A 12,695-nucleotide genomic window follows, 5' to 3' on the forward strand; every position below is an offset into this window, starting at 1 on the left:
CGCGGCGGATTCCGGCGCCGTGGCGGAAGGCTTCGTCATGCGCGATACGCTCCCATTCCAGGCTGCGAGCGGGCATCATGGCACGCGCTGTTTCCGACCCTGTCAGCCATGGAAGCGGCTTTTCAAAGCACGACATTCAAAGCCTTCGAGGCAGCGCGCCGCGCCGCTGCTGATGGCGCTTAAATTGCTGGAGAAATTTCAAATTAAAGAATCGTCGATTCTTATGGAAATTTTCCGGGTATGCGTTCCACGCCGGGAACGCCACTCGTACGGAACCCTGTCGAAATGAATCTGTCTCCGGGCCATCCAGAGTCCACGCCTCCTGCCGCTGCGAATACGGCTCCGGCAACGCCTGAGGTACGGCCTTATGCGTGGTTCGTACTGCTGATCCTGGTCGGCGTTTACAGTTGCTGCTGGATGGATCGCTACCTGATGGTGATCCTCATCGAGCCGATCCACCGCGAGCTGCAGCTCAGTGACACGCAGATGGGCCTGCTGACCGGGTTCGCGTTCACCGTGATGTACTCGCTGGCGGGGCTGCCGTTCGCGTACTGGGCGGATCGCCGCTCGCGGACGCTCGTGCTGTCGATCGCGGCGCTCGGCTGGAGCATCGCGACCATGCTCAGCAGCCTGGGGCGCGACTTCCGCACGCTGGCGCTCGCGCGCTTCGGCGTCGCGACTTTCGAGGCAGGCTGCAGTCCGGCGGCGTACTCGCTGATTTCGGACTACTTCCCGCCGTCGCACCGCAGTCGCGCGATCGCGATCTACAGCCTCGGCACCTCGATCGGCATCTGGGGCGGTTTGACGCTCGGCGGCGCCGTCAGCGCGCACTACGGCTGGCGCGCGGCCTTCGTCGTGCTCGGCATTCCGGCCACGGTGATGGCCGCGATCGTCTTTCTGTTCGTACGTGAGCCCCTGCGTGGCGCGCAGGAGCAGGGCGGTGCCCGCGGTGATCGGCGTTATTCGCTGCTGGAAAGCGCGCGCCTGATCGCCGACCGCCGGGCTTTCGTCGGCGGCGCGTTCGCGCTCGGCACGCTGACCATCACCAGCACGTCGTTCCTGAGCTGGGCGCCGACTTACCTGATCCGCATCCGCGGTCTCGATACCGCGCAGGTCGGCATGATCAGCGGCTCCGTCGTCGGCTTCTCCGGCATTCTCGGCACGCTGTCGGTCGGCCTGCTCTGCGACCGCCTCGCGCGTCGCGATCCGCGCTGGTATCTGTGGCTGCCGCTGATCGGCTTCGCGCTGTTCCTGCCGTTCGAACGTCTGTTCTTCGCCTCGCAAGGAATATGGACGTATCTCTTCTACTTCCTCGCCGCGCTGGCTTCGGCAACTTACGCGGCGCCGCTGTTCACCGTCGGCCAGCTGGTGCTGCCGCCGCGGGTCCGCGCGCTCGGTGCGGCGACGATGCTGCTGGTGCTGAACCTGCTCGGCATGGGCGGCGGCAGTTTCGCCGTCGGCTTGATCAGCGACCTGCTCAAGCCGCAGCTCGGGGCTGCTTCGCTGCAGGCGGCGATCCTGTGGCTGCAGCTCGGCTCACTGCTCGGCTTCGCCTGTCTGCTCTATGCCGCCGCCGCAATCCGCCGCGACATCGCCGCCAATGCGGCGCCGGCAGACAGCTGACCCATCGCCCGCGGCTGCGCCGCGGTTTTCCACCCTTTCCGAAAATCAGGAACTCACCGTGCAGATCGAAAAGCGCCTCGAAGAACTCGGCATCGTCCTCACCACGCCGGCCGGTGGGCCGGGCCGCTACGGGCAGCGCTACGGGCTGATGAAGCCGTACTTCATCTCCGGTCGCCTGCTGTTCCTCGGCGGGCACACCGCCGGCCTCGAGGACGGCAAGGCCCGCTATCCGGGGCGTCTGGGCCACGATCTGTCGATCGAGGACGGCTACATGGCGGCGCGGCAGACCGGCATCAACTGCATTTCGACGATCAAGCGCGCGATCGGCGATCTCGACCGCGTGTCGGGCATCGTCAGCTCGGTCAACTTCATCGCCTCGACGCCCGAGTTCATCGAGCACCACAAGGTCACCAACGGCCTCACCGATCTGCTCGCCGAGGTGTTCGGCGCCGAGATCGGCGTCGGTCCGCGCGCGAGCCTGGGCACGCCGTCGCTGTCCGACAACTACTGCTTCGAAACCTCGCTGACAGTGCAGATCGACTGACGGCGCAGCGCGGGCCGCGCTCACGCCGGCGGCGTTCCCGGCTCGCCGGCGTCGGCGCCGACCGGCGGGTCGAGCAGCGCCTGACCGCTGCAGAAGCGGTCGAGCACGTTGCTCAGAATGCGCGCGATGTCGTCGTCGTGCGCCAGCGCGCCGGCAAATGCGATCGAGCCGGTCGCGAACACGCCACCACTACCGTCGACCGGCGTCAGCGCGAGGTCGGCGCGCACCCGAGCGTTACCGGAGCCGCCGGGCGCGGCGAGCGTCATGCCGTAGTTCTCGCGCGCTTCGAGCATCTCGTCGGGGTGGCGGCCGCCGGAGGTGGCGACGACGATCGTGCCGGCCGGCGTGCCGAGCTCCGGGTCGGTGGCGTCGATTTCCAGGCCGGCGGCGGCGCCGGCGGTGCCATGCTCGCCGAAGACATCACGCGTCACGCCTTCGAGCACCCAGGCCGCGCGATTGTCGGGCCCGATGCAGCGTGCGTACGGTGCGCCGCCGTGGACGAGTCCGGCGGCGACCATGCCGACGCCGACGGTCTTTTGCGGCGCACGTCCGTTGTTGCGCCACAGACCGCCCTGTTCGCCGGTGAAGCTCAGGTGATATTCGCCGGGCAGCGCGCGCCAGGCTTCGCTGCCGGCCCAGCGGCGGATCTCGATGATCTGCGCGTCGTCCTGGTCGTAGGCGGTGACCCAGTAGAAACCATTGCCGCCCATGTAGACGAGCCGCCCGCCGTCATCGACGTAGTCGCCGTACGCGTCGAGCATGCGGCGCGTCGGGTACTCGGGATGGGTGCCGGTCATCACGCAGCGATAGCGCGACAGCAGGGCCGCACCTTCGCGATGCAGATCGTGATCGGTGACGACGTCGAACGCGCGGCCGCTGCGGTCGAGCCAGTCGATGATCTGCAGGTCGGCCTGGAACTGCCAGGTGCGGCCGTTGAAGGTCTGCGTCTGCGGCCGCATCGTCAGGATCGGGCGCCGGGCGCTGGAGTAGCAGTTGCCGGTGCCGTCGGCGTGCGCTTCGTACAGCGAGGCGCCGAGTTCCCGGTGATGATGGCGGTACAGGTCGAACTCGTCGTACTGCAGCGCGCGCCGCACCATCATCTGCATGCGCGGCGAATCGACGCCGACGTGATCGTTGGCATAGGCCAGATAGGCGTTCGTCGACAGCACCAGCAGCACCGGTGCCGTCGCCTGGCCGTCCGGCGGACGCACCGCGAACGGAATGCGGTCGACGGCGCCGCTGTCGTCGCCGAGCGCCTGCAGGCGCACCGCGTAGACGCCGGACGGCAGGTCGTCCGGGATGCGGATCTGCGCCTGCGGCGTCCAGCCGCAATCACTCATGTCGTCGCGATGGAAATGCGCGGCCGCGTACTGCTGCAGCGCGTGGCGGAAGTCGAATTCCAGGCCGTCCCAGGCGTGGCTGGTGACCCCGCGCACTGGATGCTGATGCAGCCGGGCGTGCCAGCCGTGTGCACCGCGGTCGTGCAGCTGCGCCACGTGCGCGATGCCGGAGCGGCCGAGGCCGGCGGCGAAATCCCACAGTGCCAGCGGTGCCAGCGCCGCGAGTGCGGCGTCGGCGTCCGGTTGCGGCGCGAGCAGGGCGTCGAGTTTGCGCACACCGCCGATCAGCGTCGGCCGTTCGAGGCGGCCGTCGAAGCGCTGCTGCGGCTGGCCTTTCGCGTCGAGCCAGGCCGCCGCCATCAGCAGCGGTCGCGCAGTCGCCAGCACCGGCGCTGATTTCAGCTCTGCCTGCGCGGATTGGGCCCGCCCACGGCCGATCCAGACGCGGTTGCTGGCACGGGTGCCCGCCGGCGCGCAGGCTAGGCGCACGCGGCGGGCCTGCGCGTCGACGACGACGGCGATCTGGCTCCAGCAGCCGCGCAGCAGCGGCTCCGCCAGCGCCAGCGTCGTGCCGCCGTCGGCTCCGCCGAGCCAGAACGCCGGCACGCCGCACTCGTCGAGAAACAGGGCCCAGCCGGCATCGCCAGCCGCATCGCGTTGTGCGAGCAGTGTCTGCACGCCGTCGCCGGGCAGCGTCGGCATAGCGAGTACGCAGAGGCTGAAGCCGGCGGCGACGTCGAACGGCGGATCGGGCAGATCGACGCGCCCGTACGAGCCGACGGTGGTGCTTTGCACGATGGCATCGCATTCGACCGGCGCCACCGACGTCACGACCTCCTCGCGCAGCGGCGGCCCTTCCGGCGCGAGATCGGCGCACAGCAGGCGCACGAGGTCGGCGCGCCAGCGCGGCGAGCGGGCGCTGACGTGCAGCGTCACGCTCTGACCCGGCGCGGCGCTGAGCGTATCGAGATAGCCCATCAGGCCCGGCGGCTCGACGGCAGCGGCCGGATGCGGCGGAGTTTCGCCGCTCGCCAGTAGTCCGTAATCCTGCAGGCGGCGCAGGAAGACGGCGTGCTCGGCGTCGCCGCGCGAGGCATAACAGGCAGGACCGATCGACGTAATCGCCGCGCCGGCCACGACCGGCTTGTGGCCGAGCCCCCAGCGCGGCGGCTGGCCGCTGCGCAGCACGCAGTAGCGCAGCTTCTGCGGATCGGGGTTGCGGCGCAGGAACAGCAGCAGCGAAGCCAGATCCGCCGAGTGCGGGCCGAACGGCCGCTGCCGGTGCTCCTCGACGAGGGCTGCGCTGAAGGCGGGGCGCAGCTTGCGTTCGAGAATGGTCTGGTCGGCAAGGGAGAGGCTCATCGAATCAGGCTCCGGAACGCGTGACACGTGGTGCTTGCGGCGGGAATCAGCGTGATGCGCGCAGTGGGTCTGCGTGTTGCGGCGAGCCGGTGTGGAGGGTGGGCATGCAGGCGATGCGTCCGGCGGGCGACGGCCGTCGCTCAGGCCAGGACGGCGTCGCGGCCGGCGTCGGCGAGGATCAGGTCGGCGCCTTTCTCGGCGATCATGATCGTCGGTGCGTTGGTATTGGCGCGCGGGACGCGCGGCATGACCGAGGCGTCGACGACGCGCAGGCCGGCCACGCCGCGCACGCGCAGCTGCGGATCGACGACCGATCGGGCGTCGCCACCCATGCGGCACGAGCTCGTGGGGTGGAAGACGGTTTCCGCCTTGTCGCGGATGAAGGCATCGAGCGCCGCGTCGTCCATGACGTCGGGGCCGGGCTCCATTTCGCGGCCGGTGAACGGCTGCATCGCAGCCGATGCGGCGATGCGGCGCGCGGCGCGAATGCCGTCGCGGATCGGCACGATGTCTTCGCGCACCGACAGGAAGCGCGGCTCGATGATCGGATGGGCGAGCGGATCCGGCGAGGCGAGCCGGATCTGGCCGCGGCTGTCGGGCTGCAGATTGCAGACATGAATGCCGAAACCTTCGCGATCCGGCACCGGACGCTCGGGCGTGCGCGGCAGTGCCAGGATCAGGTGCAGCTGCACGTCGGGCGCGCGCAGGCCGCTGCGGCTGCGCAGGAAGCCGCCGACCGGCAGCAGCAGGTCAGATGCAAAGCCGCTGCGGGTCAGGGCCCACTGCGCGGCGGCCAGCAGCTGACGGTGCTTGGGGATGTACTGGTAGGCGGTGACCGGCTGCAGACATTCGTATTCGAGCACGACGTCGAGGTGTTCCTGCAGTTGCTGGCCCACGTCCGGCGCGTCGTGCACGACGCCGATGCCGAGCGCGCGCAGCGCTTCGGCGGGACCGACCCCGGAGAGCATCAGCAGTTGCGGCGAATTCACCGCGCCGCCGCTGAGAATCACCTCGCGGCGCGCGCGGGCGCGCAGCGTGCGGCCGTGCTGCACGTACTCGACACCGCCGGCGCGCCGGCCGTCGAACAGCAAGCGCGTGGCCTGCGCGTGGGTGTCGACCTGCAGGTTCGCGCGCTTGCGTGCCGGATGCAGAAAGGCGACGGCCGTCGACTGGCGGCGACCGTTGAGGCGCGTCGAGTCGAAGAAGCCGAGGCCTTCCGGCTGCGGGCCGTTGAAGTCGTCGGTGACCCCGTCGCCGGTCTCGCGTCCGGCGGCGACGAAGGCGTCGCAGAGCGGATTGCGGATCGTGGCGGGAATCACCGGCAACGGTCCGCGCTCGTTGTGCAGGGCGCTGGCGCCGCGACGGTTGCCTTCCGACTTGAGGAAGTAGGGCAATACCTCGGACCACGACCAGCCGCTGCAGCCGTTCTCGGCCCACTCATCGTAGTCGGCGGGAAAGCCGCGAACGTAGACCAGACCGTTCATCGAAGAGCAGCCACCGAGCATCTTGCCGCGCGGCCAGGGCTGCGTGCGTCCGCCGAGCCCCGGCTCGGGCTCGGTGCGGAAGCGCCAGTCGGTCTTCGGGTTGCCGACCAGCCAGCGGATGCCCATCGGTACGTGGATCATCGGATTGCGGTCGGGCCCGCCGGCCTCGAGCAGCAGCACGCGGTGCTGTCCGCTCTCGCTCAGGCGGCTGGCCAGGACGCAGCCGGCCGAGCCGGCTCCGATGATGATGAAGTCGAATTCGGAGTCGAAGGTCTGAGCCATGAGGCGGGAATCGCGGTCGAAGAAGAGGCGTCAGCGGCGCGGCGCTTGCGCCGTCCGCCGGACATCAGCTGGCGGAGCGGGTTTGGATGCGTTAGAAATACAAAATACGAACATATATTTCTAATACGAACTTATCCAGCAATGATCGTGCCGTGGCCGAGGGCCGCTCAGGTCGGCGCGGAAGGTCGGCACGGGAACGACCGGACGCCGCGGCTCCGCTGCTTTGCAGGCCGATATGCGAGGTGGTTCTAGACATGACGCCAGCGCGCATCATCGCTTCGGCACCGGATTCTGCCGTGTGTCTGCACCATGACGGCGCCGCCTGTGGCCGTGTGTCCCAATCGGGTGCTCCGACCTTGCGGGAAAAGGCAGTGTCCGGGGAACAGAACATGTTATTTGTTCGGATGCCGTAACGAAATGACGGAAAACACCGGGAAAAGTCCTTTCCGCGGGACAAAGTGCGGATGGCATGATGTTCGCATAATGGAGAAGTGTTCGTATTTCGTAATCAACGATGCGAACGACCCCGAACGCGATCATTTTTTGTAGTGTCCAGCCGAGGCCCGACTATGTCGTCGTTAAAAAAGCGTCATGTAATCACTAAGCTAGGCAACAAAACTCCGCTCGCACTGGCAGTTGCAGGCCTGTGCGGCAGCCAAGTGGTATGGGCCGAGTCGGCCGACACCGGTGCGCAGATCGAGGAAATCGTCGTCACGGCGACCGGCCGCAGCCAGTCGGTGCAAGAGGTGCCCTACAACATCGCCGTCGTGACCGGCGACGATCTGGCGGCGGCCGGCGTCACCGACACGGCGAGCCTCGCACGCCAGGTTCCCGGCCTGGTCTACGCCGATCTGGGCGCGCGCTCGAACGGTATCAACAACGGCATCGTGCTGCGCGGCCTCAACGGAACGTCGACGGGCCTCAACAACTCTTCGCCGGCCGCGGGCGACCAGACGGTTTCGACCTACATCAACGGCACGCCGCTGTTCTCGAACCTGCGCATCACCGACGTCGAGCGCATCGAGGTCCTGCGCGGCCCGCAGGGCACGCTCTACGGTGCCGGTGCGGTCGGCGGCACGATTCGCTACATCTTCAAGCGTCCGGACCTGAGCAAGCAGTCCGGCGATGTCCAGGCCTCGCTGAGCCAGACCTCGGACTCGGACGGCTTCAACAATAGCGTCGATGGCATCTTCAACCAGCCGCTCGGCAGCAATGTCGGCCTGCGCATTTCGGCCGGCTACTCGCGCAACGCCGGCGTGGTCGACGCCAAGCGCCTGATGAACTATCAGGCCGACGGCACGCCGACGCTGGCCGATCCGAGCGATTACTTCGGCAGCGATGCGACCTACCATGCCGAGCACGATGTCGACAGCTCGAGCCTGTGGTACGTCCGCCCGTCGCTGCTGTGGCAGATCAGCGACGATGTCGATGCGCTGCTGATGTTCCAGCATCAGGACAGCCGCGCCGCGGATTTCAGCGGCATTGCCTATAACGACAATCCGGACGAAAAGCGCTACAGCACCCGCAACCGCAAGTCGCCGGCCAAGGTCGTCGACGATCTGTACTCGCTGGAGGTCAACGCGCATCTCGGTTTCGCGACGCTGACCTCGGACACTTCGTACACCGATAGCGATCAGGATTCGCAGACCGACTACACGAACTTCGGCCTGCAGCTGCAGGGTTTCTATGCGGACTTCCCCCGCATCAGCGCCTACAACGACATCCTGTACCGCACCAAGCGCTTCACGCAGGAACTGCGCCTGGCCTCGGAGAACGGCGGCGCCTGGGATTGGGTCGTCGGCGCGTACTACACGCACAACCAGCAGAAGTCCTCGGTGCCGGGCTACATCCCGGGCTGGGCGGAATTCACCAACATGCCGGGACATCCGACGGCGGTGGCCGCGCTGGGTGATCCGAATGCGACCTGGGCGCAGTACTACCAGACGTTCTATCCGGACGGCACGTTCGACAACGACCTCACCTTCGTGCTCGACAAGGACAACAAGAACAGCAACACCGCGCTGTTCGGCGAGCTGACCTACCACCTGACCGATGCCTGGCAGGTCACCGGCGGCGCGCGCGTGTTCTGGGTCTCGCAGGATCGCCGTTCGATCGAGGGCAATCCCTACGTCGGGCCGGAAGGCACCTTCGATGCGCGCAAGAAATCCTCGGATCAGGATCAGATCTTCAAGATCAACACCTCGTACGAGCTGTCGAAGCAGAACATGGTCTACTTCACCTGGTCGCAGGGCTACCGCCAGGGCGGCGACAACGCCCTGCCGATGGTCGGTCCGTTCGCCGCCGACCCGGCGCTCGTCGAGTACAAGCCGGACTACGCGACGAACTGGGAAGTCGGGGCCAAGGGCCGTCTCTTCGGTCGCCTGAATTACACCGCGGCGCTGTACAAGATCTTCTGGAAGGACATGCAGATCCAGTTCCCGGCGCCCGGCTCGGGCATCGCCACGCTCGGCAACGGCGGCGACGCCGTGTCGCAGGGCTTCGAACTGCAGCTGAACGCGGCGCTGGCGACCTGGCTCGACGCGGCCGTCGGCTACGCCTACACGGACGCCAAGGTGACCGAGGACTTCACGCTGCGCTCCGGCTTCAACGGCTACGACGGCGACGCGCTGCCGGGCGTGCCGAAGAGCAACGTGACTGCGGCCCTGATGGCCTACCAGCCGGTGTCGGCGTTCGGCGGCTCGGAGCTGACCTATCGCGTCGATGCGATGTATCGCAGTGGCACGAACACGGCGCTCAACGCGGAATCGCGCAACTGGGCCGAACTCGGCGGCTTCACGACGCTCAACGCGTCGGTCACCTGGAACGTGCGCAATGTCCGCGTCGGGGCCTACGTCAACAACCTCACGGACGTCAACGGCGTGACGGCGGTCGATGTCTCCAACGACACGACACCCGGCTCGCGGCCGGGCAGCCTGGCGTTCATCCAGCGGCCGCGCACGATCGGCCTGATGGCAGGCTACTCGTTCTGAGCGCCATGCCGGCGCAGCGGGCAGGAGGTGCGGCGCCGTGGCGCGCCGTACCTTCATCGCGCCGCAGCGCCGGTCCGCGGCTTGCATGCCGCGCCAGGCAGGACGCCGGCGCCGCATCGGCGGCGTCAGCGCCTGTCCGGTGCGGCATCTGAAGGATGAATTGATGAAATTGTCCGTTGCATCGACAGCACCGTCCGCGGCTGCTGCCACGACCGCACCATTGCGCGCCGGGCTTTATGCCTGGTACGTGCTCGCGATGCTGCTGCTGGTCTATGTCTTCAACTGGTTCGACCGTTACCTGCTGATCATCACGATGGAGTCGATCAAGCAGGATCTCGGCTTGTCCGACACCCAGCTTGGCATCCTGAGCGGTTTCGCGTTCTCGGCGATCTACTCGCTGGCCGGCCTGTTCATCGCGCGCTGGTCGGATCTGAGCGTACGGCGCACGATCATCGCCGGCGGCCTGGCGCTGTGGAGCGCGATGACCGCGGTCTGCGGCGTCGCCAGCAATTTCGCGCACCTGGCGTTCGCGCGCTTCGGCGTCGGCATCGGCGAGGCGACCTGCAGTCCACCTTCGCACTCGCTGATCTCAGATTATTTTCCGCTGCGCCAGCGCGCGACGGCGATCGCCGTCTTCAGCATCGGCCTCTATCTCGGCCTGGGGCTTGGCCTGGGGGTCGGCGGCTGGCTCAATGAACAGTACGGCTGGCGCCACGCGTTCATGGTCGCGGCGCTGCCCGGCCTGCTGTTCGCGCTGTGGTTCAGGCTGACCGTCAAGGAGCCGCCGCGCGGCCTGTCCGACGGACTGGTCGACGCCGCACGGCCGAGCGGTCGCGAGGTCATGCGCTTCATGCTCGCGCGTCGCTCGTTCGTCGCCTACACGCTGGGCACCGGCCTGTTCGTGTTCGCCGGCGACGCGATCGACATCTGGGGCGCGACCTTCCTGATCCGCGTGCACGGCTACGGCAGCGCCGAGGTCGGCGAGAAGATCGGCCTGCTCGGCGGCATCGCGGGCGTGCTCGGCACGATGTTCTTCGCCATGCTCGCTGATCGCCTGTCGGCGCGCGATCTGCGCTGGTATGTCTGGATCGCCGGTCTCGGCGGCCTGATCACGGCGCCGCTGATCCTGGTCTTCCTGTTCGCGCCGAACAGCGACATGCTGTTCATCTACTACTTCCTCGGCACGTTCTGCGGTGCCTCGTACATGGCGCCGACGATCGCCGTGACGCAGCGCGTGATGCCGCTGCGCATGCGTGCCGTGTCATCGGCGGTGATCCTGCTGAGTTTCAACATCATCGGCATCGCTCTCGGCAATCTGGTCACCGGCATCCTCAGCGACGCTTTCGCTCCGACCTACGGTGACGTCGCGCTGCGCTACGCGCTGGCGTGGACGCTGATCGCTTCGCTGATCGGCTTCTCGCTGATGATGTACGCGGCCCGGTGCCTGCCGGAAGACGCAAAGGCTGGAGAACTCGCCAATGCAGGCTGAACTCGTACTGCGCGGCGCCACCGTCGTGACGATGGCGCCCGGCGAAACCGGCACCGGCGCACTGCAGGCGATCGCGATCAGCGGTGGCCGTGTCGTCGCGGTCGTGCCGGAGAACGAAGCGCATCGCTGGATCGGCGAGGACACGCAAGTCGTCGATCTGGACGGCCGCACGATCGTGCCGGGATTCATTGATTCGCACGTCCACTTCATGCAGACCGGGCTTGGCAGCATCGGCCCGCAGGTTTACGACGTCAGCTCGAAAGCACAGGTGCTGCAGGTCGTGGCCGATGCGCACGCGGCGATGCCGGCCGGTCAGCCGATGCTCGTGCACGGGCTGGCGATCGCCGATCTCGACGCGCCGATCACGCTGTCCGATCTCGATCGCGTCGCATCCGGACGCGCGGTGATGATCGGCGACGTCGGCGCGCACGGCTGCATCGTCAACACGCCGGCGATGGCGATGCTTGATCTCAATGGTGTCGCCGGACTCGGCCACGACGAAGCCGGTCGCTTCAACGGCATGCTGACCAACAAGGCCAATACCTGGGCGCGCTACCGGTACTACAACCAGGCGATCAGCGACGCGCAGCGCGTGCAGGCCCTGCAGCGTGCCTCGCAGATGGCCGCCGAGGTCGGCATCACCACCGTGCATGCGCTCGAAGGCGGCAGCCCGGACGGCCGCGGCTGGCTGCCGGAGCGCGACGTCGAGGTGCTGCTGCGCGAGCAGGCGAACCTGCCGGTCCGCACGGTCGTCTATTTCCAGTCGACCGACGTGCAGAAGGCGCTCGACTGGAAGCTGCCGCGCATCGGCGGCTGCATCTGGGTCGACGGCGCCTACGGCGAATGCACGGCGGCGCTGCTCGAACCGTACTGCAACTGCCCGGACAGCAAGGGCAGCCTGTATTTCTCGAACGACGAGCTCTACGACTTCGTCGGCCGTGCGCACAAGGCAGGCCTGCAGATCAGCATGCACGCGATCGGCGACGGTGCCATCGACCAGTTGCTGAACGCCTACGAGCGGGCGCTCGCGGAGGCGCCGCGCGCCGATCACCGTCACCGCATCGAGCACTTCAGCCTGCCGACCGCCGAGCACATCGAGCGTGCCGCGCGGCTCGGCGTCGCCGTCGGCATGCAGCCGAATTTCGCGCTGGTCCCGGACCCGCTGCCGCAGCCGGACGACGAGCCGGCCGGACTGGTCGCGTATCTGGGCTACGCGCGCTACCAGCGTCGCCACCCGTACCGGCGCATCGTCGATGCCGGCGTGCTGATCGCCGGCGGTTCCGACGCCGACCCGATGCCGATGGGGCCGCTGATCGGCATGCAGCGGCTCGTTGCGCACCCGGAGTCCGAACGTCGCCTGAGCGCGCGCGAAGCGCTGGCGCTGTATACCGTCAACGGTGCGCGAATCGCCTTCGAGGAACACGACAAGGGCAGCATCGAGCCCGGCAAGTATGCCGACCTCGTCGTGCTGGCCGACAATCCGCTGCTCGCCGATCCGTCGACGCTGGCGTCGATCGCGGTCGAGCAGACCATCGTCAACGGCCGCGTCGTGCATGCGCGCGGCCCCGTCAACTGAGAGCA

7 protein-coding genes are annotated in these 12,695 nt (G+C 67.7%); 5 read left to right on the top strand and 2 right to left on the bottom strand.

Annotation, left to right across the window (positions count from 1 at the left end; genetic code table 11):
• Positions 1-285: 285 nt before the first annotated feature.
• Positions 286-1,623, top strand: a complete 1,338-nt coding sequence (locus K343_RS20380) for a spinster family MFS transporter (RefSeq protein ID WP_366514330.1) — start codon at positions 286-288, stop codon at positions 1,621-1,623.
• 58 nt (positions 1,624-1,681) lie between these two features.
• Positions 1,682-2,167: a RidA family protein gene (locus tag K343_RS0101520; protein ID WP_028006571.1), complete on the top strand. Its 486-nt coding sequence runs from the start codon at positions 1,682-1,684 to the stop codon at positions 2,165-2,167.
• Between the two features lie 20 nt (positions 2,168-2,187).
• Here the strand turns inward: K343_RS0101520 and K343_RS0101525 are convergent, their stop codons facing one another.
• Together K343_RS0101525 and K343_RS0101530 are read right to left on the bottom strand one after the other, a co-directional pair.
• Positions 2,188-4,869: a N,N-dimethylformamidase beta subunit family domain-containing protein gene (locus K343_RS0101525; RefSeq protein WP_028006572.1), complete on the bottom strand. Its 2,682-nt coding sequence runs from the start codon at positions 4,867-4,869 to the stop codon at positions 2,188-2,190.
• Between the two features lie 140 nt (positions 4,870-5,009).
• Positions 5,010-6,635: a GMC family oxidoreductase gene (locus K343_RS0101530; protein WP_028006573.1), complete on the bottom strand. Its 1,626-nt coding sequence runs from the start codon at positions 6,633-6,635 to the stop codon at positions 5,010-5,012.
• A gap of 659 nt (positions 6,636-7,294) precedes the next feature.
• On the opposite strand from K343_RS0101530, the gene K343_RS0101535 reads away from it, so the two are divergent.
• From K343_RS0101535 to K343_RS20390, 3 genes are all read left to right on the top strand, one after another.
• On the top strand, positions 7,295-9,625 hold the full coding sequence (locus K343_RS0101535; RefSeq protein WP_028006574.1) for a TonB-dependent receptor: 2,331 nt from the start codon (positions 7,295-7,297) through the stop codon (positions 9,623-9,625).
• Between the two features lie 163 nt (positions 9,626-9,788).
• Positions 9,789-11,114: a spinster family MFS transporter gene (locus K343_RS20385; RefSeq protein WP_161628844.1), complete on the top strand. Its 1,326-nt coding sequence runs from the start codon at positions 9,789-9,791 to the stop codon at positions 11,112-11,114.
• Complete coding sequence (locus K343_RS20390; protein ID WP_051277818.1) at positions 11,104-12,690, top strand: amidohydrolase; 1,587 nt, start codon at positions 11,104-11,106, stop codon at positions 12,688-12,690. The genes K343_RS20385 and K343_RS20390 overlap by 11 nt, the downstream gene beginning before the upstream one ends.
• The last annotated feature ends 5 nt before the right edge of the window (positions 12,691-12,695 follow it).

This window comes from Solimonas flava DSM 18980, assembly GCF_000426685.1.
Classification (GTDB): Bacteria; Pseudomonadota; Gammaproteobacteria; order Nevskiales; family Nevskiaceae; genus Solimonas; species Solimonas flava.

Bases quoted from the DNA above. Each gene is read 5' to 3' on its own strand.
- K343_RS0101525 (WP_028006572.1), bottom strand. From the start codon at position 4,869: ATGAGCCTCTCCCTTGCCGACCAGACCATTCTCGAACGCAAGCTGCGC.
- K343_RS20380 (WP_366514330.1), top strand. From the start codon at position 286: ATGAATCTGTCTCCGGGCCATCCAGAGTCCACGCCTCCTGCCGCTGCG.
- K343_RS20390 (WP_051277818.1), top strand. From the start codon at position 11,104: ATGCAGGCTGAACTCGTACTGCGCGGCGCCACCGTCGTGACGATGGCG.
- K343_RS20385 (WP_161628844.1), top strand. From the start codon at position 9,789: ATGAAATTGTCCGTTGCATCGACAGCACCGTCCGCGGCTGCTGCCACG.
- K343_RS0101530 (WP_028006573.1), bottom strand. From the start codon at position 6,635: ATGGCTCAGACCTTCGACTCCGAATTCGACTTCATCATCATCGGAGCC.